The sequence below is a fragment of the Stenotrophomonas sp. Steno-Z10-HUANG genome (genome assembly GCF_056393075.1).
On record NZ_JBWJPA010000013.1, the window covers coordinates 1 to 24,848 of the forward strand.

General features: G+C 66.8%; 25 protein-coding genes and 2 tRNA genes. 8 read left to right on the forward strand and 19 right to left on the reverse strand.

Annotated elements, in window-relative coordinates:
- The 3 genes from AC06E6_RS15195 to uvrB all read right to left on the reverse strand — a co-directional run.
- Nucleotides 1-189: hypothetical protein (locus tag AC06E6_RS15195; protein WP_478061875.1), on the reverse strand; the 189-nt coding region annotated here is incomplete at its 3' end.
- A 193-nt stretch (nt 190-382) separates the two neighbouring features.
- Nucleotides 383-457: transfer RNA gene (locus AC06E6_RS15200), tRNA-Val, on the reverse strand.
- A gap of 146 nt (nt 458-603) precedes the next feature.
- Nucleotides 604-2,619 (reverse strand): excinuclease ABC subunit UvrB, encoded by a 2,016-nt coding sequence (gene uvrB / locus AC06E6_RS15205; protein ID WP_104938512.1) that lies wholly within the window; start codon nt 2,617-2,619, stop codon nt 604-606.
- Nucleotides 2,620-2,841: 222 nt separating this feature from the next.
- Here uvrB and AC06E6_RS15210 point away from each other — a divergent pair, with 222 nt between their 5' ends.
- Together AC06E6_RS15210 and AC06E6_RS15215 are read left to right on the forward strand one after the other, a co-directional pair.
- On the forward strand, nt 2,842-3,351 hold the full coding sequence (locus AC06E6_RS15210) for a GspH/FimT family pseudopilin (protein ID WP_240211478.1): 510 nt from the start codon (nt 2,842-2,844) through the stop codon (nt 3,349-3,351).
- Between the two features lie 81 nt (nt 3,352-3,432).
- Nucleotides 3,433-3,509, forward strand: a tRNA-Asn gene (locus tag AC06E6_RS15215).
- A gap of 98 nt (nt 3,510-3,607) precedes the next feature.
- On the opposite strand, the gene AC06E6_RS15220 is transcribed toward AC06E6_RS15215, so the two are convergent.
- Genes AC06E6_RS15220 through AC06E6_RS15245 form a run of 6 tightly spaced genes read right to left on the reverse strand, consistent with a single transcriptional unit; the run spans nt 3,608 to nt 10,172 of the window.
- Nucleotides 3,608-4,012, reverse strand: a complete 405-nt coding sequence (locus AC06E6_RS15220) for a type IV pilin protein (RefSeq protein ID WP_275692431.1) — start codon at nt 4,010-4,012, stop codon at nt 3,608-3,610.
- A 2-nt stretch (nt 4,013-4,014) separates the two neighbouring features.
- On the reverse strand, nt 4,015-7,734 hold the full coding sequence (locus tag AC06E6_RS15225; protein WP_478061876.1) for a pilus assembly protein: 3,720 nt from the start codon (nt 7,732-7,734) through the stop codon (nt 4,015-4,017).
- A gap of 2 nt (nt 7,735-7,736) precedes the next feature.
- Nucleotides 7,737-8,288: a pilus assembly PilX family protein gene (locus tag AC06E6_RS15230; RefSeq protein ID WP_240211480.1), complete on the reverse strand. Its 552-nt coding sequence runs from the start codon at nt 8,286-8,288 to the stop codon at nt 7,737-7,739.
- Nucleotides 8,285-9,145, reverse strand: a complete 861-nt coding sequence (locus tag AC06E6_RS15235; protein WP_161613180.1) for a PilW family protein — start codon at nt 9,143-9,145, stop codon at nt 8,285-8,287. Before AC06E6_RS15235 ends, AC06E6_RS15230 begins: the two co-directional genes overlap by 4 nt.
- Complete coding sequence (locus AC06E6_RS15240) at nt 9,142-9,636, reverse strand: type IV pilus modification PilV family protein (protein ID WP_240211481.1); 495 nt, start codon at nt 9,634-9,636, stop codon at nt 9,142-9,144. The genes AC06E6_RS15235 and AC06E6_RS15240 overlap by 4 nt, the downstream gene beginning before the upstream one ends.
- Nucleotides 9,627-10,172, reverse strand: a complete 546-nt coding sequence (locus AC06E6_RS15245) for a GspH/FimT family pseudopilin (protein WP_345778718.1) — start codon at nt 10,170-10,172, stop codon at nt 9,627-9,629. Before AC06E6_RS15245 ends, AC06E6_RS15240 begins: the two co-directional genes overlap by 10 nt.
- Before the next feature lie 128 nt (nt 10,173-10,300).
- Between AC06E6_RS15245 and AC06E6_RS15250 the strand changes: the two genes are divergently transcribed.
- Nucleotides 10,301-11,305, forward strand: coding sequence for a sensor histidine kinase (locus AC06E6_RS15250; RefSeq protein ID WP_240211483.1), 1,005 nt, complete (start codon nt 10,301-10,303; stop codon nt 11,303-11,305).
- An 82-nt stretch (nt 11,306-11,387) separates the two neighbouring features.
- Here the strand turns inward: AC06E6_RS15250 and ppnN are convergent, their stop codons facing one another.
- From ppnN to grxD, 5 genes are all read right to left on the reverse strand, one after another.
- Nucleotides 11,388-12,773: a nucleotide 5'-monophosphate nucleosidase PpnN gene (gene ppnN, locus AC06E6_RS15255; RefSeq protein WP_427853127.1), complete on the reverse strand. Its 1,386-nt coding sequence runs from the start codon at nt 12,771-12,773 to the stop codon at nt 11,388-11,390.
- Between the two features lie 114 nt (nt 12,774-12,887).
- Nucleotides 12,888-16,178, reverse strand: coding sequence for a TonB-dependent receptor (locus AC06E6_RS15260; RefSeq protein WP_321990247.1), 3,291 nt, complete (start codon nt 16,176-16,178; stop codon nt 12,888-12,890).
- Nucleotides 16,179-16,394: 216 nt separating this feature from the next.
- Nucleotides 16,395-16,988: a YhgN family NAAT transporter gene (locus AC06E6_RS15265; protein ID WP_104938501.1), complete on the reverse strand. Its 594-nt coding sequence runs from the start codon at nt 16,986-16,988 to the stop codon at nt 16,395-16,397.
- The gene (locus AC06E6_RS15270; protein WP_240211486.1) at nt 16,985-17,743 is read right to left on the reverse strand and encodes an SDR family NAD(P)-dependent oxidoreductase; all 759 of its coding nucleotides are present in this window, start codon (nt 17,741-17,743) and stop codon (nt 16,985-16,987) included. Before AC06E6_RS15270 ends, AC06E6_RS15265 begins: the two co-directional genes overlap by 4 nt.
- Nucleotides 17,740-18,060, reverse strand: a complete 321-nt coding sequence (gene grxD / locus AC06E6_RS15275) for a Grx4 family monothiol glutaredoxin (protein ID WP_104938499.1) — start codon at nt 18,058-18,060, stop codon at nt 17,740-17,742. Before grxD ends, AC06E6_RS15270 begins: the two co-directional genes overlap by 4 nt.
- Nucleotides 18,061-18,182: 122 nt before the next feature.
- Here grxD and AC06E6_RS15280 point away from each other — a divergent pair, with 122 nt between their 5' ends.
- Nucleotides 18,183-18,761 carry a superoxide dismutase gene (locus AC06E6_RS15280; protein ID WP_240211487.1) on the forward strand — a complete coding sequence of 193 codons (579 nt, stop codon included), beginning with the start codon at nt 18,183-18,185 and terminating at the stop codon, nt 18,759-18,761.
- Nucleotides 18,762-18,825: 64 nt separating this feature from the next.
- Here AC06E6_RS15280 and AC06E6_RS15285 read toward each other — a convergent pair whose 3' ends face one another.
- From AC06E6_RS15285 to purE, 3 genes are all read right to left on the reverse strand, one after another.
- Nucleotides 18,826-19,161 (reverse strand): carboxymuconolactone decarboxylase family protein, encoded by a 336-nt coding sequence (locus tag AC06E6_RS15285; RefSeq protein ID WP_478061877.1) that lies wholly within the window; start codon nt 19,159-19,161, stop codon nt 18,826-18,828.
- Nucleotides 19,162-19,264: 103 nt separating this feature from the next.
- Nucleotides 19,265-20,410, reverse strand: coding sequence for a 5-(carboxyamino)imidazole ribonucleotide synthase (locus tag AC06E6_RS15290; RefSeq protein WP_161613185.1), 1,146 nt, complete (start codon nt 20,408-20,410; stop codon nt 19,265-19,267).
- Entirely contained in the window at nt 20,407-20,910 is a 504-nt protein-coding gene (gene purE, locus AC06E6_RS15295) for a 5-(carboxyamino)imidazole ribonucleotide mutase (protein WP_104938495.1), read from the reverse strand. The genes AC06E6_RS15290 and purE overlap by 4 nt, the downstream gene beginning before the upstream one ends.
- Before the next feature lie 59 nt (nt 20,911-20,969).
- Here purE and AC06E6_RS15300 point away from each other — a divergent pair, with 59 nt between their 5' ends.
- From AC06E6_RS15300 to AC06E6_RS15315, 4 genes are all read left to right on the forward strand, one after another.
- The gene (locus AC06E6_RS15300) at nt 20,970-21,239 is read left to right on the forward strand and encodes a Trm112 family protein (protein WP_161613186.1); all 270 of its coding nucleotides are present in this window, start codon (nt 20,970-20,972) and stop codon (nt 21,237-21,239) included.
- A complete protein-coding gene (gene nadC / locus AC06E6_RS15305) occupies nt 21,239-22,111 on the forward strand; it encodes a carboxylating nicotinate-nucleotide diphosphorylase (protein ID WP_478061879.1) in 873 nt (290 codons plus the stop codon). The genes AC06E6_RS15300 and nadC overlap by 1 nt, the downstream gene beginning before the upstream one ends.
- A 38-nt stretch (nt 22,112-22,149) precedes the next feature.
- Entirely contained in the window at nt 22,150-23,100 is a 951-nt protein-coding gene (locus AC06E6_RS15310) for a DUF2272 domain-containing protein (protein WP_478061881.1), read from the forward strand.
- A gap of 106 nt (nt 23,101-23,206) precedes the next feature.
- Nucleotides 23,207-23,554: a DUF3301 domain-containing protein gene (locus tag AC06E6_RS15315; protein WP_104938491.1), complete on the forward strand. Its 348-nt coding sequence runs from the start codon at nt 23,207-23,209 to the stop codon at nt 23,552-23,554.
- A gap of 66 nt (nt 23,555-23,620) precedes the next feature.
- On the opposite strand, the gene AC06E6_RS15320 is transcribed toward AC06E6_RS15315, so the two are convergent.
- Together AC06E6_RS15320 and AC06E6_RS15325 are read right to left on the reverse strand one after the other, a co-directional pair.
- Nucleotides 23,621-24,058 (reverse strand): ClpXP protease specificity-enhancing factor, encoded by a 438-nt coding sequence (locus AC06E6_RS15320; RefSeq protein WP_161613188.1) that lies wholly within the window; start codon nt 24,056-24,058, stop codon nt 23,621-23,623.
- A 76-nt stretch (nt 24,059-24,134) separates the two neighbouring features.
- A complete protein-coding gene (locus AC06E6_RS15325; protein ID WP_161613196.1) occupies nt 24,135-24,770 on the reverse strand; it encodes a glutathione S-transferase N-terminal domain-containing protein in 636 nt (211 codons plus the stop codon).
- Nucleotides 24,771-24,848: the final 78 nt, after the last annotated feature.

Sequence of the window (24,848 nt, forward strand, 5' to 3'; positions counted from 1 at the left end):
TATCGGCCCCAAAGCCATCCAGAACGCTATCCCAGATTCCAGGGCGACTCCGTGGTTAGCGGCCCACTGACGTGCCAAGGTCGATGCCACCACGAGGATGCCGGCTATCACTGCGAGCCGGAGCAGTGCCTCCAGCGCCCCTATGCGGAAGCGCTTGGTGACCAAATTGCGTTCGAGGGATGCGTCCACGCAGCTATGAATAAGTGCTGCGCGTAGGTGCGTCAAGCGGAAAAAAACGCTCTGAACAACCGCGATTCGTGGGCCACTCTTGGGCCATTGAGCCCTGAAAACCATCCCTGATCCACTTGTTCACAGCCCTTAAAGGCTGCTCGTAGTTCTCAGGAAATGCCTTGGCTTTCAAGGACTTCCACCTCGTCGGAGGTGGTGGGCGGTACAGGGTTCGAACCTGTGACCCCTACCATGTCAAGGTAGTGCTCTACCGCTGAGCTAACCGCCCTTCGCGTCGCAATCAATTGCTTGCTGCGAGGGCGCGTATCTTATGCCAGCGATGCGGGGAGAGCAACAGGTTTCCGGAAAAATTTTCACATCGCCCTGCCCGCGCCGTTTTCCGCAGCCGTCGCGCCATGGCAGCGCCGCATCCGCTCACCCCAGGCTCGCTTCCTTCAGGCGGCGGATCTGGTCGCGCACCCGCGCCGCATCCTCGAATTCCAGGTCGCGCGCGTGCTGGTACATCTGCTGCTCCAGCACCTTGATGCGGGCCGCCGCCTGGGCCGGATCGAGCGCACCGTACTCGGCGTCCGGCTCGGCCACGCGGCGGGCCTTGCCCTTGCCACCGGACTTGGCCGCCCCCTCCTCGTGCGCGCCCTCGAGGATGTCGGTGATCGGCCGCGCCACCGACCTGGGCACGATGCCGTGCGCCTCGTTGTGCTCCACCTGCTTCTGGCGGCGACGGTCGGTCTCGTCGATCGCCGCCTGCATCGAGCGGGTGATCCTGTCGGCATAGAGGATCGCCTTGCCGCGCAGGTTGCGGGCGGCGCGACCGATGGTCTGGATCAGCGAGCCGGTCGAACGCAGGAAGCCCTCCTTGTCCGCGTCCAGGATCGCCACCAGCGAGACTTCCGGCATGTCCAGGCCTTCGCGCAGCAGGTTGATGCCGACCAGCACGTCGAACTTGCCCAGGCGCAGGTCGCGGATGATCTCCACCCGCTCCACCGTATCCACGTCCGAGTGCAGGTAGCGCACGCGGATGCCGTGTTCACCCAGGTACTCGGTGAGGTTCTCGGCCATGCGCTTGGTCAGGGTGGTGACCAGCACGCGGTCGCCCATGCGGATGCGCTCGTGGCACTCGGACATCAGGTCGTCGACCTGGGTGGCCACAGGCCGGATCTCGACCTGCGGGTCGACCAGACCGGTCGGGCGCACCACCAGCTCGGTGATCTCGTCGCCGGATTCACGCAGCTCGTAGGGCCCGGGGGTGGCCGATACGTAGATGCTGCGCGGCGAGCGCGCCTCCCACTCCTCGAACCGCAGCGGGCGGTTGTCCAGCGCCGACGGCAGGCGGAAGCCGAACTCCACCAGCGTCTCCTTGCGCGAACGGTCGCCCTTGTACATCGCGCCGATCTGCGGAATGGTCACGTGCGATTCGTCGATCACCAGCAACGCGTCCGGCGGCAGGTAGTCGAACAGGGTCGGCGGCGGCTCGCCGGCGGCCTTGCCGGTCAGGTGCCGGGAGTAGTTCTCGATGCCGCTGCAGTAGCCGACCTCGGCCATCATCTCCAGGTCGAACTGGGTGCGCTGCGCCAGGCGCTGCGCCTCGACCAGCTTGTTCTGCGCGTACAGCTGCTCCAGCCGCTCCTTCAGCTCGAGCTTGATCGTCTCGATCGCCGCCAGCACCCGTTCGCGGGTGGTGGCGTAATGGGTCTTGGGATAGATCGTGTAGCGCTGCATCCGGCGCAGGCTTTCCCCGGTGAGCGGGTCGAACATGCTCAACTGCTCGACCTCGCCGTCGAACAGCTCGATGCGCACCGCCTCGCTGTCCGATTCGGCGGGAAACACGTCGATGACCTCGCCGCGCACGCGGAAGGTGCCGCGCTGCAGCTCGTATTCGTTGCGGGTGTACTGCAACTGGGTCAGGTGGTTGATCAAGTCGCGCTGGTCGATGCGCTCGCCCTTGGACAGGATCAGCCGCAGCGACAGGTAGTCCTCGGGCGCACCGAGGCCATAGATGGCCGACACCGTTGCCACCACCAGCGCATCGGGCCGCGACAGCAGGGTCTTGGTGGCGGCGAGCCGCATCTGCTCGATATGCTCGTTGATCGAGCTGTCCTTCTCGATGAAGGTGTCCGAGGCCGGCACGTAGGCTTCGGGCTGGTAGTAGTCGTAGTAGCTGACGAAGTACTCGACCGCGTTGTGCGGGAAGAACGACTTGAACTCGCCGTACAGCTGCGCCGCCAGCGTCTTGTTCGGCGCCATCACCAGGGTCGGCCGCTGGATCTGCTGCACCACGTTGGCGATGGTGTAGGTCTTGCCCGAGCCGGTCACGCCCAGCAGGGTCTGCTTGGCGATGCCCGCCTCGAAGTTGGCGACGAGCCTGGCGATGGCGGCCGGCTGGTCGCCTGCCGGCGAATAGGGCGATACGAGCTGGAAGCGGTCGGACATGGCGGCGCCGGCGATATGGACCGCCAAGTATAGCCAGCGCACGGATGACGGCCGGCTGAGGATGTTTCCCATGCCAGCCGGCCCCTGCGGCCGATTCCCGCCATCGCCGCCACCGTCCAGTCTGACTGCAGGCGCGCCGCGCGCCGCTCCATGGGAAAGCCGGACATGGCCTGGACGCCCCTCACCCCACTCCCTGCCCCATCGTGCCCGCACCCGCGGGGCATGAGCCTGGTGGAAATGCTGGTCGGCGCCTTCATCCTGGCGACCCTTGCCCTCATCGCCCTGCCGTCCATGGACGGCCTGATCGAACGGCAACGCACCCGCGCGGCGACCTACGCGCTGCTCAACAACCTCGCCCTGGCCCGCCTCACCGCGGTCAGCAGGCGCAGCACCGCCGCGCTCTGCCCCTCCACGGATGGCATCACCTGCGCGCGCTCGACCGACTGGAGCAGTGGCTGGCTGTTGTTCCTCGATCGCGACGGCAACCGCCAGCCCGATACCCCGGGCGACATCGTGCGGCAGGACATCCACCCGGCGTCGCACCACCTGCGGGTGGTCAGCTCCGCCGGACGCAGGCAGGTCCGCTACCTGCCCGACGGCCGCAGCGCTGGCAGCAACCTGACCTTTTCGCTCTGCAACGCCAAAGGGCAGTTGCTGGCAGCGGTCATCGTCAACAACGCCGGCCGCGCACGCAGCGAGCGCCCGAAGACGCCGCGGGCCTGTCCAGGCTGAAGCGTGCTCCGCCGAAAGCAGCCCGATACGGGCACCGGGGACTTGCATGCCCCTGCGGCGCTGCGTAGAATGCGCCTCCCCGCCCGAATAGCTCAGCCGGTTAGAGCACTTGACTGTTAATCAGGGGGTCGTTGGTTCGAGTCCAACTTCGGGCGCCAGATAAATAAAAAAGCCTGCGATCACTCGCAGGCTTTTTTAGTTATCTGGCCGACTTCCCTGTCGGCCCACGTTCCCCCACACGTGCCACGCTGCCGGATTACCAGCAGCCAGGGCTGCTCGGGGATTTCACGCCCAGCTGGTTGATGCTCAACGTCCCGCACGAATCACCCGACTGGGCGCCCTTCGGGGCGGCGGACACTGTGTATGTCCGTGCCTGGACCTGCCTTTGCAGGCTGTAGTAACGCAGCGCGTCGCTATCGCACGAAGCGGTCAACGTGGCGATGTTCGGTGCAGCCGCGTAGCTCAGGTCGGTCGTGTATACGCGCTCCAGCCTCTGCGCCACCGCCGCCGCACATGCCGCACCGGCCGCCCGGCGCGTCTTGCGCACGTGGTTGTTGTAGCTGGGCAGCACGATACTGGCCAGTATCGCCAGTATCGCCACCACCACCATCAACTCGATCAGGCTGAAGCCGGATTCCCGGGCATATCGTCCACTCTTCATTCTCAATCTCCCTTCAGGTCGCGCCACGATACCCGCTCCCAACGCGGTGGTTTAACCGGCAGGGCCTGGATCTCACCATTGCTGCCCGCCACCAGCATGACGCCACGCATCACGTTCGGCAGGGTAGGCATGCCCACGCCTGCATCCACCGAGCCGACCGGCAGGCCACTGATCGTATCGTCGGTGCCCGCGTTTTTGTCCAGATCGAAATACGAGCTGGCGGCGCTGGTGCCGGTGAAGGCATCCAGCGCATTGACATAACCGCGACCATCGGCATCACAGGCATTACCTGTGGGTATCATGCTCGCGGTAACCAGGTAGGTGGAAACCACCTGGGCATCCTGCACGATCCGCTCCCCCGCATCGGGCAGGTCGATATACCAGCCCTTGGAACTGATGGGCAGGCTGGTCCTGCCTTCGAAGGCGCGCACCGGGTACCCACTCGATGTGCCCGACGTCACCTGGACGGTGCGCCGGGTCAGATCGGAACGACTGACTGCAGCGCCCGAGTCGATGAAACCGTACATGCTCTGCACGCTGACGTTGCTGGAATCCGCGTCTTCGGTCGTGAGGTAGCGGCCAGTACCGAAGAATATCCAGCGTTTGTTGGTCCACGGGTGCGTCGCGACAGTGACGCCGGCACTGATCGGCTGCGCCTTGCCGGTCGCGTCCTGGGCCGTGAACAGCCGGGTCGCGGTCCAGGCAGCAGACGAGGTATCGGTCAGGTCGAACTTCCACACGTTGCCCAGCATGTCACCGGCATACACGTACGCCAGGGTCTTGCCATCGGGACCATAGACGCCGGTCGGCGCGGAAAGGCCGTTGGGCGCGGCGGACGAACCCGCGCCGGTGTCGATCTCGCGGATGACGGCGCCGGTCTGCGCGTTCATCACCACGAGCACGGCCCGGTCGTGACTGCTGTTGACGCCATTGCCGAAAACCACCGCCGCAGCGCTTGTGCCCTGGACATTGGCCAGGATGGGCCTGCCCAGCACCTGGCCCATGTTGCCACCGGGGGTGTCCTGACGTTCCCATAGAGCCACGCTCGTCGCGGTGGCCGACGCCGGTGCGGATACATCAAGCGCAAAGACGCCCTTGCCTCCCCTACCCAGGCTGCCCACCAGAATGTTCTTGTTGGGTGTCAACGCGCGCTCGGTGACAACCACCGGACCATCGACGAAGAACTTGTGCGAATAATCACCCCGGCTCAGGGTGGCGAGCTGGGTGAAATTGATGATGCGGGGCACATAGGCGAACAACTCCTGGCCGCTGGTGCCATCGAAAGCATGCAGCATGCCGTCGTTGGCCCCCACGTACAGGGTATTCGTCTCCGGGACGTAGAACGGGGAGGAGCCGACGATGTCACCCAACACGGTACTGGGCCGGTTGCGCAGCAGGCCACCATTGCGCTCCTCTCGACTGGTGTCTCCCTTGATGTATGCGGCGTTGTCCGCCCCGGTCACCGCGTAGTCGGCCGGCCCACCCACGCGGGCCAATGCCGTCTGCTGACTGGCCGTGGGAAAAGTCGCACCTGCATCCGTCGTGGTGGAAGTGAATACCTTGCGGGCCGCCAGCGACGGGATGCTGGACGTCCAGCCCGCACCGAGGCCATCACGCGTTACCGGCTGCCCCTTCACGGTGCCGGTCCAGGTGCCGGAGACGTAGCTGGCGCTGAACACCCTGGAACCTGCATTGAGCGATGCGGAGTTGGTGGCGACGTTGGAGAACGACCCGGTGCGCTGGGCGATCGCCGCAAGCGCCTTGCCCAGGCCGGCAGTGAACTCGGAAGGACTGGATGCGGACACGAACTGGCCATGGCCGTTGACCGCCGCATGCAGCAGATCGTCGATGCGTCGTGCGTTGTCCGTGCCGGGGTTGGCGGTATCCGGGTCCGGCCAGGCCGGGTTGGCGGGTACGCTCTCAACACTGGACCAGCCCATGGTGGTCTTCAGGCCGATGGAGATGCCGAACGTGACCATGTGCTGCCAGAACGCGGGATCGGCGTCGGTCGTCGGCACATTGTTGTTGTCCGGCCGGGTCGTGTTACCCATGTAGTCTTCGGTGCGCAGATCCGTCTTCCAGTACCTCATCGCCACGTCGGCCAGGGTCCTGGAATAGCTGTCGCTGAACGGCGCAGCCGCCGTGTACGTATAGGTCTTGCCCTTGGGCCCCTTGATGGTGCTGCCACTGGTGCCGTCGGCGTTGCCGCTGTCGACCGTGGAGGTGTTCCAGTAACCGTCGGTGGTCAGGATCGCGAAGTTCTGCCGGCAGGAAAGCTGGTCGCTGCCCGCCTCCGGGCCATACGGACCGCTCGAATCGGAGCGACTGAAATAGGTACCGGCATCGTCCAGCGCCTGCTGCAGCGGCGTGCCGTTGCTGGCACCGGCGGCGAACAGGCGGTTGTACCAGGTGGAGCGGGAGGTGGTGTTGGTGCTGCCGGCCACGCTGGGATCGGCCACGTTGTTGACGAAGCGTCCGTCGTTGCCATCACGGACCGGGATGTCGAACGTGTTGCGCCCCCAGATGGTGCGGAACCCGACGCGCACCTTGCTGTTCAAGGGACTGAATGCCTCGGCGGCGCCGGCCTTGGCCGCCTTGGTGCGGGTGCGGTGATAGGAATACCACGTGGCAAAGTTGGCCTTCTCGTCCGCCACCGTATTACCCGACCCCGTACGCGATGCAGGCAGCGCCGCAGTGCAGTCGATCCAGCCATAGCCGCTGTTCTGTCCATCACAGCTGTTGGTGGTGTAGCGCTGCGCGGAAATCTGGTAGCCAGTGCTGTTGTTGGTCGCGCGCTGCACCCTGACCGTGTATTGGCCGGCGACGGTCGCGGGCACCTGGCAGAATCCGGAACTGTTGGGCCTGGAAATGCCGGAGCAGACGGTATTGCCGGAGGGGTCGTAAACCGAGTAGTTGAGGGTCCGGGAATTGTTCGAGCTGGTGTTCTCGATGGTAATCTCAAGCACCACGTCCGCGGACACGGAGGCCAGCCGGTTGTCGACGGCCGTGTTGTTGGAAAGGGTGCCGGTGGCTGTATTGCTGCCCCCCACCTGCACCGTCTGCCTGGCGGTGGTCACCACCGTGCCATAGACACCGCGCATGATTCCGCCGTTGCCGGGCAGGATCTGGTAGCGGTAGTAATTGGACACGCTGGAGAGATAGGACGCACTGGTATTGGCGGTGTTCTGCGGCACGTAGAACGTCTGGATGTTGGCCGACAGATCCTTCGAACCGCCATTGGTCCCGGCGCCGGAATGCGTCACCACGAGGCCATCACTGTAGACACCCGTATAGCTCATGCCGCCCGTCAGCCGATTGCCATCGGCATCCATCCACGGCTTGTAGGTCACCGCCGGGTTGTAATACAGCGTGTTGGTCGCATAGCTCTGCATGTACAACTTGGAGTTGTCCAGCGTCTCGCTGGTGACGCTGGTACCCGTGGACACACCGTCGGCATCGGGCCGGCTGCTGAACGAGCCAGGGCCAGTGATCTGGGTGACGTCCTGGTTGTTCATGTTGCGCCAGGCCATCGACCCCGAGTCATCCAGGATGAACAGGATGTTGGGGGCGACGCGCGCCGCCGTGGTCAGCGGGTCATCGGGAATTACGATGCCGGCGTTGACCGGCAGGGCCAGCATGCTGGCCAGGAACGCGGCAGGACCCGCCCACCACTGGCGCACGGCCGGCTGCGACGTCCCATGCTTGAAATGCTTGCGCTTCATGATCATTGCCCCGGCGATGGAGTGCGACTGGCGACAGTGGCCTGCAGCAGGACATCCGCCCGCCCGGCGGAACGACTGCGTGCGGTGATACGGAAAAGCGGGCTCTTGCAGTCCGGTGACAGCGGGATGCTGTCGCAGTTCCCCTTGTAGCCGGGGCCGACGCCCAGGTACTCGATCCAGTACTGCGGCGGCGCAGCCAGCCGGGTGTCGTATGTGCCCGCGGGCAGGTTCGCCCAGACCGGGCTGGCGCCGGTCGGACAGACGCTGGTGCCGGTGCAATCGGCAGCGGCCGGGATCGTTCCCGCCTCCCAGGCGGAATTTCCGGCCAGCACGACGTCCTGCGCATAGCGCAAGGCCGTTTCGGCGCCCTGGAAGGCGAGGCTGCGGTCGCGCATGTTGGCGCTCATGCGCTCCTGCATGGCCGAACTGCGCAGGATCGCGATACCCAGCACCGAAAGTATCAGCAGCAATATCATCACCACCAGCAAGGTGATGCCCTGCTGCGCCCGGCTCGCCGCCAGGCCGGGGCCGCCCGCGCCGATGCAAGGACTCATAGCGTACGACTCCGGAGACTGAAGATATTGGAGGAATTGCGGGTCAGCGCACTGCCATCCACGTCACGCCCTTTGAGCACCATGTCCGCACGCACACTGATCACGGAGGACCAGTCGGCGGGCGTGGCCGTATAGCTGGTGCCCCCTTGCTGCAGGTACGAGAAGGCGATCGACTGCACGCCATCGGTGACTTCCTCGGCGGCACCGCCGAAGCGCGAGACATAGAGCGAATTGCCACCACGACCATTGGCGGCCACGAACCAGCGCGCGCTGCGCAACCGCCCCACCACCACGGACGAGGGTGGCGCATATCGGTCATTGCCCGGGTTGTAGCCGCCCGGCAGCGCGGCGAACCCGAGGGTGCTGCTGCTGACGCTCGTGGCCTGCACCACGAAGCTCTTGCGCGCGTTGCACAGCAGCAGCCAGTCGCCGACCTTGAACTTGTCCGTGGCATCGGACACCTGCGTTGAATCCAGGGTGACCGAGGTGGCGGTCGAAGCGGTGACCTTGTAGGCCGCATCCTCGCCCGAGACCACGGTCAACTGGGTGGCGTTACCGGTAATCGGAGTGTCGCGGAACGCGTTGGACTGGGCGCCGGAGGTTTCCACGACCGAGGCCGTGGAACACGCCGAACCGCCGGCCGAGCGGATGTCCTGCGACATCACCTCGAAGGCAACCCGCGCGCTCTCCTGGATGCGGTTCAGCCCTTCATTGGCACGGTACGAGTTCTGGTTGGACTGGAACACGACGAATGCCGCGCCCAGCACCAGCAACCCCAGCACCAGCGCGATCATCAGTTCGATCAGGCTGAAGCCGCCCGAATGCCGGCGACCCGCACGGTAAGCAAAGCGGCTCATATGCGCACCTCGGTGGCCACCTGACGGGTACTGCTGCCGCCGGCGCGCTGGTCGTCCCACTGCACCGTGATCCGGAAACGATTATTGCCCAGCGCCTCGATCCTGCCGCAGGTGCTGCTATCGCCGACCGTGCCGATGGTGCGCTTGAGCGCGTTGATCCAGGCCGCCAGATCGTTCTGTGCCAGGCTTCCGCCGGACCCTGCGGTACAGGTCATGGCCATCGCATAGTTGCCCGCATTGAGCCGGTTGGCGCGCATCGCCTCGGCGATCGACGTGGTCTGCATGACCGCCTGGCTGCTCTCCAGCGAGCCCTGCCCGCCGCGCAGCGCGAGTGCCTGCATCGCGGCGATGCCGAGCAGGCCAACGCCGAGGATCAGCACCGAGATCATGACTTCCAGCAGGCTGACGCCACGCTGCCGGCGGGGCAACCGCCGCCCCGGCGATCGGCGTGGACCGTGGACCGGACCGCGGACAGCGCTGTTCATGGACATGCTCCAGCTCCGTTGTGCTTGCTGGTGGTGACTGCGCCGCCGACCATCATGGTCACGACGCGCTGGTTGTCGCCGACGCTGCTGACCGGCAGGCAGACCGTCATGCTGGCCTGCGCATCGAGCAGGCCCGTCGGGCGGAAACGGATGCCGGCGGCCGGGCCGGCGACCTGCATGTCGCCCGTGACCGACGAATCGCGGATCACCTCGTCGCTGCCACTGGTAGTGTCGCGACCGGTCACGATCCACCGGCTCCAGTCGGTCGTGCTGGCGCAGCTCGTACCATTGTCGCTGCCGCATACGGTGACAGCCGCATTGCGGCGGATGGCCTCCGAACGCGCCAACTGCAGGGCGGTGACCAGCTCGGTGGATGCGGCGCTGAGGCGATTGGCGGCGACCAGCCCCTGCATGGCAGGCACGGCGATCGCGGCGATGATCGCCAGCACGGCGACCGTCACCATCAGTTCGATCAAGGTGAACCCCGCCCCTGCCGATGGCCGCGGAGTTCCAGCATCCCGTCGCGACATGACACTCCCCATGATTGTCCGGCCCGACAGTAAGCCCTGCAAGCGCTCCGTTCCATACAAAGGCGACGAGCGGACCGATCACGGGCGCCAGCGGTAGCCCGCGCTGGCTATGATCTCGGTTCCCCGCCCAGGCTGGTGCCGTGCCGCATCCCCATCGCCCGATCGACATCCTGCTCAGCCCCTCGACCTTGATCGCGGTGGTCCTCGCCGGCGAGGCACTGGCCGCGCTGCTTGCCCTGTCGCCGGCACCGGTGGACGACCGGCTGGTGCTGTTCGGGCTGGCATCGCTGGGCATCCAGTGGGCGACCCTCGGCACCCTGGCCCTGGTCCACCTGCTTCGCCCGGTGCTGGGCCGGCTCGGTCCCCAGCCGCTGGCATGGGCCTGCCTGGGCGTGCTGCTGGTCACCACCCTGTTGATGGCACTGGCCGCCTGGACGCTGATGAGCTTCCGCCACGTCGAGGGGGATCACGAAGGCGCCCTGTTCGTGCTGCGCGCGCTGGCATTGGCGCTGGTCGCCGGGCTGCTGGTATTGCTGGCCTTCCAGAACCACTGGCGCGTCCGGCAACTGGCATTGCGCGCCAAACAGGCGGAACTGGAGGCCCTGCAGGCGCGCATCCATCCGCACTTCCTGTTCAACACGCTCAATACCGGGGCTGCGCTCGTGCATCAGCAACCGCAGAAGGCCGAGCAGCTGCTGCTGGACCTGGCCGATCTGTTCCGCGCGGCCCTGACCGACTCGCGCCAGGTCCCGCTGCGCGAGGAGCTGGAACTGGCCCGTCGCTACATCGCCATCGAGCAGCTGCGCTTCGGCGCGCGGATGCAGGTGGAATGGGCGTTGCCGGACGCGCTGCCCGACCTGCAGGTGCCGATCCTGTCGATCCAGCCGCTGGTGGAGAACGCCATCCACCATGGCGTGGAACCCTCCGCCGGGCCGTGCAGGCTGCGGATCGCCATCCAGGCCGAAGCCGGGGGCGCCAGGATCACGGTCAGCAATGACCTGCCCGCCGCCACGAGCAGCATCCACCGCGGCCACAGCGTGGGGTTGCAGGCGTTGCGCGCGCGGGTGCAGATGATGGGCGGCGACGTCCACACGGAGATCGCCGACCGGCGCTACCTGGCCTCGCTGCGGGTGCCGGCCGCCTGAGTGCGGGCAGCGGGCCGGCAGCGGCGGCGGACCAGGCCCGATGCGCAGCGGTATCGGGCCCGTGCCACAGCGGCGCGCCGGCTCAGGTCACGACCTGGTAGCAGGGGTGATACTCGCCGGAGATCTTCATGCGGCGCTGTTCGACGAAGGCGCGCAGCAGCGCGTCCAGCGCCTGCATCATGTCCGGATCGCCGTGGATCTTGAACGGACCGAAGCGTTCGATCCGCTGCATGCTGTCCTCCTTGACGTTGCCGGCAACGATGCCGGAGAACGCGCGCCGCAGATCCGCCGCCAGTTCGGGCGCAGGACGGCCGTGGTGCAGGTCCAGCGCGGCCATCGCCTCGTGCGTCGGCACGAACGGCTGCTGGTACTCGTGCGGAATCTCCACCGACCAGTTGAAGAAGAACGAATCCTTGTGCGCCAGGCGGTACTCGCGCACCCGCTTGATGCCCTGGGTCATGCGCCGCGACACCGCGACCGGGTCGCCGACGATGATCTCGTAGCGGCTGGCTGCCTCTTCGCCGAGGGTCATGCGTATGAACCGGTCAATCTGCTCGAAATACGGCGCGGCGATGGTCGGGCCGCTGAGGATCAGCGGGAACGGCAGCGCCTTGTTCTCCTCGCGCAGCAGGATGCCCAGCAGGTACAGGATCTCCTCGGCGGTACCGACGCCGCCCGGGAACACGATGATGCCGTGGCCCATGCGCACGAACGCCTCCAGGCGCTTCTCGATGTCCGGCATGATCACCAAGTGGTTGACGATCGGGTTCGGCGACTCGGCGGCGATGATGCCCGGCTCGGTGATGCCGATGTAGCGGGTATTGGTCCTGCGCTGCTTGGCATGGGCGATCGTCGCGCCCTTCATCGGCCCCTTCATCGCACCCGGGCCACAGCCGGTGCAGATGTCCAGCCCGCGCAGCCCCAGCTCGTAGCCGACCTGCTTGGTGTACAGGTACTCGTCGCGGGAAATCGAGTGACCGCCCCAGCACACCACCAGGTTCGGCTCGCTCGGCTGCAGGATGCGGGCGTTGCGCAGCACGCCGAACACCGCGTTGGTGATGCCCTCGGATGTCTCCAGGTCCGAGGCATACTCCGGCCCCAGCTCGATGGCCATGTAGGCCAGGTCGCGCACCACCGAGAACAGCAGCTCGGCGATGCCGCGGATGATCTCGCCGTCGACGAACGCCATCGCCGGCGCATTGGTGAGGTCGATGCGGACGCCGCGGTCCTGCTGCGCCACCTGGATGTCGAAATCGGGGTACAGGTCGCGCGCCGCACGCGGGTCGTCCGACGCGCTGCCGCTGGTGAGCACCGCCAGCGCGCAGCGCCGCAGCAGCTCGTGCATGCCGCCGCTGGATGCATCGCGCAGGCGCGCGACCTCCGCCCGCGACAATACGTCCAGACCGCCGCGCGGGTAGATCCGCGCATCCTGCACCGGCAGCGCCCGCGCCACCGCTTCTTTCGTCATTTCCATCGTCGGTTCCGTCTTCACAGTTGGTCGAATGTAGCGCTGCCCCCATGAAAAGGAAAACGGCCGGGTTGCCCCGGCCGTTTTACCGTTTGGTTCCGATCAGTGGATCACTCAGAACTTGTAGCGGAAACCAACCTGCAGCGACCAACGGGATTCCGGATCGGTCAGGAAACGCTTGTACACCTTGCTTTCGTCGAAGTTGTACACGTACTTGCCCGTAGCCTTGTCCACGCCCACGAACTCGACGGCGCGCATGTCGCTATACGGCGACTGGTAGGCAATGTGGCCCCAATCCTTGTTCAGCAGATTGCCGACATTCATGATGTCGAGCCAGATCTCCGACTTGTGGCCCTTGAAGAAGCCCGGCAGCTCCTGGCTGATACGCACGTCGAAGTTGTTCACCCACGGGTTGCGGCTGCTGTTACGCGGAGCAACGCGCCCCTGATAGCCGAGCAGCTCGGGGTTCTTCTTCAGCCAATCGAAGAAGGAGGTCTCCATCGCTGCGCCGCCACTGAACAACACATCACCCAAACCTGCCGGGACGTACAGCAGATCATTGGTATAGCCATCACCGTTCATGTCGTTCAGGTAACGCCAGCTGTAGGGAGTACCCGAGCGGCCTTCGTAGAACGCGGTGATGGTGGTGTTGTAGTTGCCGAAGAATGCCTTGCGGAAGGTCAACGATGCAGTGACGCGATCCTTGATCTCGTAGTTCGACGTCGACGCGACATCGTCGTTCGGGTCGAACACACCGATGTTCTGCCAGTTGGAAATGGCGCGCGAGGACGTCAGCGGATTGACTTCCGTCGCATCGGTGTAGGTGTAACCCACCATCCAGCCCCAAGTGTCTTCCAGCGGCTTGCTCAGACTGACGGTGAACTGGCTGCTGCGGCCCTTGTCGGTGTTCTTCAACAGGATCACGCCATCGTTGTGCCAACCGGTCACGTTCTCGTAGCCCGGAATGGTGTCAGCGATCTGCGCGATGGTCTGGCCATTGACGATACCACCGTTTGCACGCGTGCCGGACGCCTTGCCGTACAGATTCTTCCAGTACAGGTTACGACCGTCGACACCCTGCGTGTAGGTCGGAGCCCCCAGGTCCAGGCGCTGGAAGTACAGCGCATTGTTGACCTTGGTCAGCAGCAGTTCCGCAGATGCCACGATGCCGTGCCACGGCAACTCGGTATCGAACGCAAGGTTGGCCTTCCATACCGACGGCTGCTCGATCCCCTTGTCCATCAGGTTGACCATCATCTGGTAACCCGCGGCCGGATTCGGCGTGGTGGGATTGTCCGCATCCAGCGAAACCGGCAGCTTTGCCCAGATTTCCTCACGCTGGGCCTGGGTCAGGCCGGCGATACCATTCGGGAAGGCGTTGTAACCAATCAGACCGAAACCGGAGTTTTGGTAGGAATTGCCGACCCACACGTTCGCGGCAGCGCCCTGGAATAGGCCCAGGCCACCACGCAGCTGCGTCGGGCGCTCGCTGTCGAAGGTGTAGTTGAAGCCGAAGCGCGGCTGCAGCAGGGTCTTGTCCAGCGTGTACCGGTTGTCCAGCCCATAGACCTTCTGGACCAGCTCATTGTGCATCGGCACGTCATCCAGCGAAGGGATGTCCGCACGAAGGCCGAAAAGCAGGGTCAGGTTGTAGTTCACCGCCCAGCTGTCCTGCACGAACAAGCCGGTATTGCGGTGCTTGTAACGCATAGCCACCGAATCCATGCCCAGACCCGGCACCGGCGCGTTCAGACGGTAGTCGCCGTAATGGCCATTGCGGAAGTTCTCTATGCTGGAGAACGTGTACGAGCCCCAGATGTTCTGCGCGTACAGGTTGTATACGTCGTTCTTTTCCCAGTCGAAGCCGAACTTCAGGGTATGGTCACCGACGTACCACGTACCGGCACCGTAAGCCGTATCGGTCGTGGTGTTGATCTGGTTGCCGTGACGGAACTCGTCTGCACCAAAATTCAGGTAGGGCGATGCAGCGACGTCGCTGTCGGTGGCGCTGGTGCGGAAACCGATGCTGATCTGCGGCATCTTGGTATTGACCGAACTCAACGAATCATAGGTACGGCGACCGACCTTGAATTCGGTGGAGAAGTTGTCGCTCCAATCGCTGAACAGCTGGGCGACGGAGGTCTCCACGGTCTTGTTCACCGCATACCAGCGGCTGTCCAAGCCCAGCGAGGTGCTGCTGGAACCAGCCAGCGTCGGATCAACCTGCTCAAGCTTCGAAAAACGCGCCGAGAGGCGATGCTTGTCGCTGATGTTCCAGTCGATCTTGGCCGCGTACTCTTCGATTTCCTGCTTGATGCTGCTCGGCGCGTTGAAGCTGCCGATGTCGACGCCGTACTTATCCTTGGCGATCTGCTGCACTTCGGCGATCTGCGCGGCGGTGATGTTCACCTCGTTGGTCGCACCCGAACCGACCGGACCAAACGAGCTGCCTGCACGATCCTGCTCGAACTTCTCGTAGTTCACGAAGAAGAACAGCTTGTCCTTGACCAGCGGGCCACCAAAAGTTGCACCGTAGGTCTTTTCCTTGTTGAAACCGCTGAACGGGGCATTGTTGGTCGGATTGTCGCCAACCATGTCCTTGTCGCGGTAGACGCCGTAAACCGAACCATGGAATTCGTTGGTACCGGACTTGGTCACTGCATCGATCACTGCACCGGTGGCGCCGGTGATCGTGGTGTCGTAATTGGAAATATCGACGTTGATGGCTTCAATCGCATCCATCGACACCGGCTGGCGCTTGGTCGGGAAATTGTTCGACTCCAGGCCAAAGGTATCACTGGTGTTCACGCCATCAATGCGAATGGCGTTGTAGCGCGGGTTCTGGCCGCCAACGGTCAACTCGCCACGCGACTTGTCGCTCTGGCTGATGCGCGGGTCAAGGCGCACGAAGTCCTGGATGTTGCGATTGATCGAGGGCAGCGCCTCGATCTGCTCGCGGGCCAGGTTCGTGCCAGTGCCCATCTTGCTGGAACTGAAGATCTCAGAGCCGCCGCCAACCGCCATGACCTGCACGGCTTCCAGGGTGGTCGCGGCGAGATCGCCGCTCAGTGCCGTATTGACCGTATTAACCTGGTTCAGACTCAGGTACACACCCTCTTCGGTCTTGGTGCCCTCACCCGGCTTGGTCACGGTGATGGTGTACGGACCACCCACGCGCAGGCCGCGCGCGTTGTAACGACCCGACGCATCGGTGGTGGCGCGGCTGACCGTGCCCGACTCGACGTGGGTGATGGTGACTTCGGCACCGGCCACCGGCGAACCGCCGTTGTTGGTGACCAGGCCGCCGACGCCGGCGGAGGTGCTCTGTGCGAAAGCCGGCGCGGCCGCGAGAGCGGCAACGAGACCAAGGGCAAGCTTGGACATCCGGATGCGAGGGTGGTTCATTCTGGGTAGCCTCGATACGAGTTGGCGATTGGGAAAAAACGCGATCCATCAGCCCCGGGGCCACCGGGCGCCTGATCGGCTTGAATCTGGGGGTACCTTCCGCGGCGGTTACATGCGCAACGGTTAAGATAAGGTTAACACGGTAAGCACCAAATATGACCGCAGCAAGACAGCCATCTTGCATTGCAGCAAATGCGGCACAATCGAATCAAAGACTTACGGGATGGACGCCAGGTAGGTGGCGACACCGTCTAGCAACATCTGCACGGAAATCGCGACGAGCAGCATGCCCATGAGGCGCTCCAGCGCGGTCAGCGCCCGCGCCCCGAGCAGCTTGTAGAGCAGCGTCGCCGACATCAGGATCGCCGCCGTGGCGCCCCACGCCAGCAGCAGTGCCAGGCTCCATTCACCGAGCCGGTCGGGCTCGTTGCTGCCCATCAGCATGACCGCCGCCATGCCCGACGGCCCGGCCACCAGCGGGATCGCCATCGGCACGATGAACGGCTCGCCGTCCGGCACCGCCCCCATCAGCCCTTCCGGCCGCGGGAAGATCATGCGGATGCCGATCAGGAACAGCACGATGCCGCCGGCGATGGCCACCGACTCCTGGCGCAGGTGCATGAGCTCCAGCGCGTACTTGCCGCCCCACAGGAAGGCCATCAGCACGGCCAGCGCGATCAGCAGCTCGCGCACCAGGACCACGCGCTGGCGGCGAGGCGCCAGCGGCTTGAGCAGGCTGAGGAACACCGGGATGTTGCCCAGCGGGTCCAGGATCAGGAACAGCAGCAGCGCGGCGGAGAGGATCGTCACCCGTGCAGTTCCAGCACCTTGCCGCGCCAGGCCGCGCCATCGGCGGCCAGCAGCTGTACGCAGGCATCGGCGCAGGCCGCCGGGTCGACCGGCGCGTAGTCGGTTTCGTGGGTGAAGGCGCGCGCCCGCAGCGGCGTGCGCATCGGCCGCGGCTGCAACCCGCTGACCCGCACCGGACCGCTGCGCAGTTCGTGGTGCAGGGTATCGAGCAGGCCACGCAGGCCATACTGGGCCACGCCATAGCCGCCCCAGTAGGCCTGGCCGACCCGCTGCGGGTCGTCCAGCGCGAACACCACCGCCGCATCTTCGCGCTGGCGCAACAGCGGCAGGCAGGCCTGGGTCAGCCAGGCGCGGGCGGTCAGGTTGACATGGATGGCGCGCGCGAATGCCGCCGGGTCCGCGAGCGCGAAGGGCGTGAGCCCGGCGAAGTCGGCCGCACAGTGCAGCAGGCCATCCAGCCGGCCGACTTCCGACGCCAGCCGCGCGGCCAGTTCGGCGTAGTCATCGGGCGAGGCGCCCTCCATGTCCAACGGATACAGCAGCGGCTCGGGACCGAGCTGCGCGGCACTGTCATAGACGCGGTTGAGCTTGGCGACCTTGCGCCCGAGCAGGACCACGGTGGCGCCGGCCGCGGCGCAGGCCCGCGACGCCGCCGCACCGAGGCCGCCGGCGGCACCGGCGACCAGCACGACGCGCCCGTCCAGGCGCGACCCCGGGGCCGGCGCGTTGCCGGCGTCGATCGATTGCGCGCTCATGCCTGGCCCGCCTCGGCGACGATGCGCTTGAGCTCGCCCGACTCCAGCAGTTCCAGGATGATGTCGCAGCCGCCGATCAGTTCGCCATGCATGAAGAACTGCGGAAACGTCGGCCAGTTGGAATAGCGCGGCAGGTTGGCGCGCACTTCGGGCAGCTCGAGCACGTTGACGGTGCGCAGGTTGACCGCGCCCGCCGCCAGCAGCGCCTGTACGGCCCGGCTGGAGAACCCGCACATCGGATACTGCGGCGTCCCTTTCATGAACAGGACGAGGGGATGCTGCTCCACCTCCGCCTGGATTTGCTCCATCACCGCCATTGCAATCTCCCAGCTGCTGCGAAGGAACGGCCTGTCCGGTCGGATAGACTCTTCCCCCGTGGCTGCCGATTGTAAGCCGAGCCAGCCGGCTGCCGGCGCCCCAGACCGAAAAGAAACGGACCATGCCCGTCGAACTGCCCGACCTGCCCTATCCCCGCGACGCCCTGCAGCCGCATCTCACCGCGGCGACACTGGACCTGCACCACGGCCACCACCAGCGCGCCGAGATCGAAGCCGTCAACGCCCGCATCGCCGGCACCGAACTGGAGGGCCTGGCACTGGAGGAGATCGTCCGCGCCAGCCAGGGCAGCCTGTTCGAAGCCGCCGCGCAGGCCTGGAACCACGCTTTCTACTGGCAGTGCCTGCACCCGCGGGCCGGCGGCGAGCCGCACGGCGCGCTGGCCGACCTGATCGCCCGCCAGTTCGGCGACACCCAGAAACTGCGCGAGGAATTCAACCGCGCGGCACTGGCCCTGGCCGGTTCCGGCTGGGCGTGGCTGGTGCAGCATCCGGACGGCCGCCTGGCCATCGTCACCACCCGCAACGCCAACACGCCGCTGACCGGGGACAGCACGCCCCTGCTGGGCTGCGACCTGTGGGAGCACGCCTATTACACCGACTTCCAGGACGACCGCGGGCGCTACCTGCAGGCGTTCTGGAAGCTGGTGAACTGGGATTTCGTCGGCGCCCGGCTGCGCTGAGCGCGCCGGTGGGCCTGCGCGGGCGTCACCGCCCGCGACCGACCCGGCCGCGGCCCGGATCGCTTCAGCCGTGGGCGTCCACCGCGTCCAGCACCCGCGCCGAGAACACCAGCGCGGCACCGGCATTGAGCGCGACCGCCACGCCCAGCGCCTCGGCGATCTCCTCGCGGCTCGCCCCCTGTTTCAGCGCCGCGTCGACATGGGTGGTGATGCAGCCGTCGCAGCGGGTCGTCACCGCCACCGCCAGGGCGATCAGCTCGCGGGTCCGGGCACCCAGGTGCGCGGTCTGCGCGCCGGCACCGCTCAGCGTCATGTAGCCCTTGAGCGTATCGGGCGAGAGCTTGCCCAGCTCGCCGATACGCCCCTTCAGCTCGCGACGGTATGCGTTCCAGTCCAGCATGGTGGCCACTCCGAGGGAAGGAGCCGCCACGCTACCACCCGACCGGTCGCGGCGGTGCGCACGGGAGCGCACCGCCACGCCGTGGATCCCGGCGCTGGCGCGGTCAGCGGCCGCGCAGCGCGCGCACCACCGGTTCGACCTGCGCCGGCCGGGCAAGCGCCTGCCCCACCCGCTCCAGCGCGTCGGCCAATGCCGCGGCATCGTCGTCGCGCAGGTTGGCATGGCCCACCTTGCGGCCTTCGCGCGGCTGCTTGCCGTAATCGTGCCAGTGGCCGGCGGGCTCGGCGAGTACGGCACGCGCATCCGGCATCCGGCCGAGCCAGTTGAGCATGCAGGCGTGGCCCAGCACCCGGGTGTCGCCCAGCGGCAGGCCCAGCACCGCGCGCAGATGGTTCTCGAACTGCGAAGTTTCCGCGCCGTCACTGGTCCAGTGGCCGGAGTTGTGCACGCGCGGTGCCATCTCGTTGGCCAGCAGCTCGTCGCCGCGGCAGAACAGTTCGAGCGCGAACACGCCGACGTAGTCGAGCCGCTCGGCCACCCGGCGCGCATAGCCGATGGCCGCTTCGTGCTGGGCCGCGCCCGCGGGGGCCGGCGCCAGGCTCGCCGACAGCACGCCATCGACGTGCCAGTTGCCGGTCAGCGGCCAGGCGCGGAACTCGCCATCGCGGCCACGCACGGCCACCACGCTGACCTCGCGGTCGAAGGCGACGAAGCCCTCCAGGATCAGGCCGGTCGCGTCCACCTGGGCGCCCAGCGCCTGCCAGGCGGCGTCGATGTCGGCCTCGCCGCGGATGCGGAACTGGCCCTTGCCGTCGTACCCGAGCCGGCGCGTCTTGAGGATGCAGGGCATGCCGAACTCGGCGGCCTTCGCCGCCAGCTCGTCGCGGCTGCGGATATCGGCGAACGGCGGCAGCGGAATGCCCAGCTCCTGGAACAGGGATTTCTCGCTGAGCCGGTCCTGCGCCACCGCCAGCGCGGCGGGGTTGGGAAACACCGGCCTGCGCTCGGCCAGCCAGCGCGCGCTGGCGGCCGGCACGTTCTCGAAATCGAAGGTGACCACGTCCACCCGTGCGGCGAACTCGGCCAGCGCGGCGGTGTCGTCGAACGCCCCGACCTGCAGCGGCGCCAGCTGCCCGGCGCAGGCGTCGGCGGCGGGATCGAACACCACGAAGCGCAGGCCGAGCGGCGCACCGGCCAGGACCATCATGCGGGCCAGCTGCCCACCGCCGAGGATGCCGACCGTGGTCATTGGCGCGGATCGTCGGCGGCCATCACGTCGGCGGTCTGGCGCGCGCGGAATGCCTCCAGCGCCTGGCCGATGGCCGGTTGCGCCGGCGCCAGCATCGCCGCCGCGAACAGCGCCGCGTTCGACGCGCCGGCATTGCCGATGGCGAATGTCGCCACCGGGATCCCGGCCGGCATCTGCACGATCGACAGCAGCGAATCCATGCCGTTCAGTGCCTTGGACTGCACCGGAACGCCCAGCACCGGCACCGCGGTCTTGGCCGCGATCATCCCCGGCAGGTGGGCGGCGCCGCCGGCGCCGGCGATGATCGCGCGCAGCCCGCGCGGGCCGGCCTGTTCGGCATAGGTGAACAGCACGTCCGGCGTGCGATGCGCCGAAACCACCTTCACTTCATAGGGCACACCCAGCGCGTCGAGCTTCTGGGCCGCGTGCTGCATGGTTTCCCAGTCGGAACGGGAACCCATCACGATGCCGACGAGCGGCGCGGAGGAATTGGGGGTCATTGGCCGTCACCTGCTGCAAAGACGTATTCTAGCCATCTTCCACGCAAGACCACGACCCGATGGACCGCAAACTGCTCGACCTGCTCGTCTCGCCCGACACCCGCCAGCCGCTGGCCCTGCTGGACAGTGCCGGACTGGAAGCGCTGAACCGCGCCATCGCCGCCGGCGGCGTCAGCCGCGCCGACGGCAGCGCGCAGGCAGAACCGCTGCGCGAGGCGCTGGTCACCCGCGACCGCAGGCAGGTGTTCCGGGTCGAGGACGGCATCCCGGTGCTGCTGCCCGAGGAGGCCATCGCCACCGCGCAGATCGACGGTTTCCCGGGCAAGTGATGCTGCCGCAGCCGCCGGCCGCTCCGCCGCAGGAGCAGATCGACGCCGACGTCGCCCGCGCCCTGGCCGAGGACATCGGCAGCGGCGACGTCACCGCCGCGCTGCTGCCCGATACCGCCGACTGCGCCTACCTGCTGTGCAAGCAGGACGCGGTGATCGCCGGCCGCCCCTGGTTCGACGCCACCCACCGCGCGCTCGATCCGCAGGTCAGGATCGACTGGCGGGTGCGGGAGGGCGAGCAGGTCGCCGCCGGCACCGTGCTGGCCACGCTGCAGGGCTGCAGCCGCGCCCTGGTCAGCGCCGAGCGCACGTCGCTGAATTTCATGCAGACGCTGTCGGCCACCGCCACCACCACCGCGCGCCATGTCGCGGCCGTGGCCGGCACCGGGACACGCATCCTCGACACCCGCAAGACCCTGCCCGGCCTGCGCCTGGCGCAGAAGTACGCGGTGCGCTGCGGCGGCGGCGACAACCACCGCATCGGCCTGTTCGACATGGTGATGCTGAAGGAGAACCACATCCGCGCCGCCGGCTCGTTGACCGCCGCGGTACGCGCCGCGCGCGCGCAGCAACCGGCGCTGCCGCTGGTGGTCGAGGTGGAGGACCTGGCGCAGCTGGAAGAGGCGCTGGCCGTCGGTTGCGACCGCATCCTGATCGACGACTTCAGCCCGGCCATGCGCCGCGATGCGGTACGCATCGCCGCCAGCCAGGCGCCCGCGAAGCGCATTCCACTGGAGGTTTCCGGCAGCGTCGGCCTGGACGGGCTGCGCGCGATCGCCGAGGACGGGGTCGACTATGTTTCCATCGGTGGACTGACCAAGCATGTGCAGGCGATCGACCTGTCGCTGAAGCTGGGCCCACCGCCGCGCTGATTTCACGGCACCGCCACGCGCGGCTCTGCAAGGCTCGCATGCATGCCCGAAGGAAACCCGCCGTGGCCCACCGCTTCCTGCTCTGCTGTGCGCTGTCATTGCCCGCCCTGCCAGCCGCGGCGGTGGAAGTCTGTGACATCCCGCCGCGCTATGGCGTGGGCGAAACCGCCAAGGCGGTCATCCGCGCCGCGTGCGACGAACACCGTCTCTGGTACCGCCCTTTCATCGATCGCGACGGGCGCATCGCCAGCCTCGCCATCACCGAGGCCGAGAGCGGCAGCCTGGCCGACGATGGCCTGGTCGCGTGGCAGCGGGTGGCCGGCTACTGGCGCGAGAGCGGCACGCTGTCGCCGATGGCCGCCCTGCCCGGCGCCCACAGTTGCATGGCACTGCCCGGCGAGCGCACCACCGATAACGATTGCCGTGCGTTCCTGGTCGACAATCCCTGGTCGGCCGCATTCGTTTCCTGGGTAATGACGCGTGCCGGCGTGCCGGGCTTCACCCGCTCTCCCCGGCATATCGACTACATCCGTGCCGCCCGCCGCGGTGGCGCCGCCGCCCGCCCCTACCGGCTCACCGATCCGATGCAGGAAAAGCCCGCGCCGGGCGACCTGCTGTGCTTCCTGCGCGAACGCAGCAGGCCGCTCAGCTACGCGGGCCTGGCGCAGGCCCTGGACGGTGGCGGCGCCGACCGCTGGAAATCGCACTGCGAAGTGGTCGTGGCCGCCAATGCCGGCGGCGACCAGACCCTGTATCTGGTAGGCGGCAACGTCGCCAACACGGTGGTGATGCGCAAGCTGCCGCTGGGCCGGACCGGACGCCTGCTCATGCCGGCGCCGGCCGACCCGCAGCCGTTGACGCTGGAGCCCGCGTGCTCGCCCGGCCGCGAGGAGGAGTGCGACTTCAACCGCCAGGACTGGGCGGCACTGCTGAAGCTGGTGGAAGCACCGGCACCGACGCCGGTGGATGCGGCGGCCAGCGAGCGCTGAACAGCCCGGCGCACGCCCGGCTACGCGCCGCGATCGTCGCGTGGCACGCGCGCCCATTGCATCGGGCGTGGTTCCGCTTTTGCGCGCGGCCGCCTAAAGTGGCGCCATGCCTACCTTGTTGATCCTGATGATCCTCGGCGCCATCGGCTATGCCTTCTGGGATGCGTCCCGGGCCGCGGCCGAACGCGCGACCGAACTGGGCCGCAACGCCTGCCAGGCGGCGGACGTGCAGTGGCTGGACCAGAGCGTACATGCCACCGGGCTGCGGTTGTGCCGGCTGCCCAGCGGCTGGCTGGGCTTCGAGCGCAGTTTCCGCTTCGATTATTCCTACGATGGCGTCGAGCGCCATAGCGGGCGCATGGTGCTGCGCGGCAGGCAGCTGGTGTCCTTCGTCGGCCCGGCCAGCGCCCGGGTCAGCATGCTGCAGCCGCGCGACGAGGCGGAGGACATCTGACGCCGGCACGCGGCGCGATCCGCGCTGCCATGCAAACGAAACCGCCGCCTGGCGGCGGCGGTGGGTTCATTTCACTACCCGCAGGAACGGGCGCTTGCCCGAGGGCTGCGGCGGATCCGGTGGCGTGGGCGGCGGGGTGTCGTCGTCGTGCGGCTCCGGCCCATCATTGCCGGGAATGTCATCGGGCAATGCCATGCCCTGCCCGGTTTCGCGCGCATACACCGCCAGCACCGCGGCGATCGGCACGTTCACCGGGAAGCTGACGCCGGAAAAACGCGCGGTGAAACTCACCGCATCGTTGTCGATGTGCAGCCGCATCACCGCGCGCTCGGCGATGTTCAGCACGACCCGCTCGTCCTTTACGGCGCTGGCCGGCACCTGCACGCCGGGCACGCCGGCGTCGACCATGATGTGCGGGGTCATGCCGTTGTCGTTGATCCACTCCACCAGCGCCCGCAACAGGTAGGGGCGATGGCTGCTCATGCGGAAAGATTCTTCACTCATGGGGCAAGTGTACGCGGCATCGGGTGCCGTCACCGCCCTGCGGCGGTGATCGATAAGTCTGCATACAGCAGATGCGTCAGGCCGGCAGGTCGCGCAGCTTCTTTTCCTGTTCGGTGAGGCTGCGGATGAAACCCGGGTTGCGGAAGATGCGGTTGCCGTAGTCCTCGATGGCCTTGCCGTCCTTGGGCAGCGCGATGCCCAGTGCCTCGAGCCGCCAGATGATCGGCGCCATCGCGCAGTCGGCAAGGCTCATTTCCGGATTGAGGAAGAACTTGGATGCCTTGAACAGCGGCACCGACTGCGCCACCAGCTCCTTCAGCCGCTTGCGGGCGGCTTCAGCCTGGCTCTTGTTGCCCAGCTGGATCGCCTGCACCTGGGGCACCCAGTCGTGCTCGATGCGCAACATCGCCAGGCGCAGGCGCGCCCGCGACAACGGGTCCACCGGCATCAGCGGTGGATGCGGGTAGCGCTCGTCCAGGTACTCGCTGACCACCGAGGCCGCATAGAGCACCAGCTCGCGCTCGACCAGGGTCGGCACCGAATGGTAGGGATTGAGGTCGATGAGGTCTTCCGGCGGATTCTGTGGATCGACCGGGACCAGATCGTAGGTGACGCCCTTCGCGGCCAGTACCAGCCGCACCCGATGGCACAGGACATCGTCATTGGCCGAGAACAACGTCAGGGTATTTCGCATGCGCACACTCGCCGCCATCAAGGGCTCTCCAAGGGCCGGCATCCGCCAGCCTTACGGCGCCGCGGGCCCAGCGCCCGCGGTCGCCACCTTCCCTGA

What these genes read in the sequence shown, in the direction of transcription:
- uvrB (WP_104938512.1), bottom strand. Translation starts at nt 2,619, where the DNA reads ATGTCCGACCGCTTCCAGCTCGTATCGCCCTATTCGCCGGCAGGCGAC.
- AC06E6_RS15210 (WP_240211478.1), top strand. Translation starts at nt 2,842, where the DNA reads ATGAGCCTGGTGGAAATGCTGGTCGGCGCCTTCATCCTGGCGACCCTT.
- AC06E6_RS15220 (WP_275692431.1), bottom strand. Translation starts at nt 4,012, where the DNA reads ATGAAGAGTGGACGATATGCCCGGGAATCCGGCTTCAGCCTGATCGAG.
- AC06E6_RS15225 (WP_478061876.1), bottom strand. Translation starts at nt 7,734, where the DNA reads ATGAAGCGCAAGCATTTCAAGCATGGGACGTCGCAGCCGGCCGTGCGC.
- AC06E6_RS15230 (WP_240211480.1), bottom strand. Translation starts at nt 8,288, where the DNA reads ATGAGTCCTTGCATCGGCGCGGGCGGCCCCGGCCTGGCGGCGAGCCGG.
- AC06E6_RS15235 (WP_161613180.1), bottom strand. Translation starts at nt 9,145, where the DNA reads ATGAGCCGCTTTGCTTACCGTGCGGGTCGCCGGCATTCGGGCGGCTTC.
- AC06E6_RS15240 (WP_240211481.1), bottom strand. Translation starts at nt 9,636, where the DNA reads ATGTCCATGAACAGCGCTGTCCGCGGTCCGGTCCACGGTCCACGCCGA.
- AC06E6_RS15245 (WP_345778718.1), bottom strand. Translation starts at nt 10,172, where the DNA reads ATGGGGAGTGTCATGTCGCGACGGGATGCTGGAACTCCGCGGCCATCG.
- ppnN (WP_427853127.1), bottom strand. Translation starts at nt 12,773, where the DNA reads ATGACGAAAGAAGCGGTGGCGCGGGCGCTGCCGGTGCAGGATGCGCGG.
- AC06E6_RS15260 (WP_321990247.1), bottom strand. Translation starts at nt 16,178, where the DNA reads ATGAACCACCCTCGCATCCGGATGTCCAAGCTTGCCCTTGGTCTCGTT.
- AC06E6_RS15270 (WP_240211486.1), bottom strand. Translation starts at nt 17,743, where the DNA reads ATGAGCGCGCAATCGATCGACGCCGGCAACGCGCCGGCCCCGGGGTCG.
- grxD (WP_104938499.1), bottom strand. Translation starts at nt 18,060, where the DNA reads ATGGCGGTGATGGAGCAAATCCAGGCGGAGGTGGAGCAGCATCCCCTC.
- AC06E6_RS15280 (WP_240211487.1), top strand. Translation starts at nt 18,183, where the DNA reads ATGCCCGTCGAACTGCCCGACCTGCCCTATCCCCGCGACGCCCTGCAG.
- AC06E6_RS15285 (WP_478061877.1), bottom strand. Translation starts at nt 19,161, where the DNA reads ATGCTGGACTGGAACGCATACCGTCGCGAGCTGAAGGGGCGTATCGGC.
- AC06E6_RS15290 (WP_161613185.1), bottom strand. Translation starts at nt 20,410, where the DNA reads ATGACCACGGTCGGCATCCTCGGCGGTGGGCAGCTGGCCCGCATGATG.
- purE (WP_104938495.1), bottom strand. Translation starts at nt 20,910, where the DNA reads ATGACCCCCAATTCCTCCGCGCCGCTCGTCGGCATCGTGATGGGTTCC.
- AC06E6_RS15300 (WP_161613186.1), top strand. Translation starts at nt 20,970, where the DNA reads ATGGACCGCAAACTGCTCGACCTGCTCGTCTCGCCCGACACCCGCCAG.
- nadC (WP_478061879.1), top strand. Translation starts at nt 21,239, where the DNA reads ATGCTGCCGCAGCCGCCGGCCGCTCCGCCGCAGGAGCAGATCGACGCC.
- AC06E6_RS15310 (WP_478061881.1), top strand. Translation starts at nt 22,150, where the DNA reads ATGCATGCCCGAAGGAAACCCGCCGTGGCCCACCGCTTCCTGCTCTGC.
- AC06E6_RS15315 (WP_104938491.1), top strand. Translation starts at nt 23,207, where the DNA reads ATGCCTACCTTGTTGATCCTGATGATCCTCGGCGCCATCGGCTATGCC.
- AC06E6_RS15320 (WP_161613188.1), bottom strand. Translation starts at nt 24,058, where the DNA reads ATGAGTGAAGAATCTTTCCGCATGAGCAGCCATCGCCCCTACCTGTTG.
- AC06E6_RS15325 (WP_161613196.1), bottom strand. Translation starts at nt 24,770, where the DNA reads ATGGCGGCGAGTGTGCGCATGCGAAATACCCTGACGTTGTTCTCGGCC.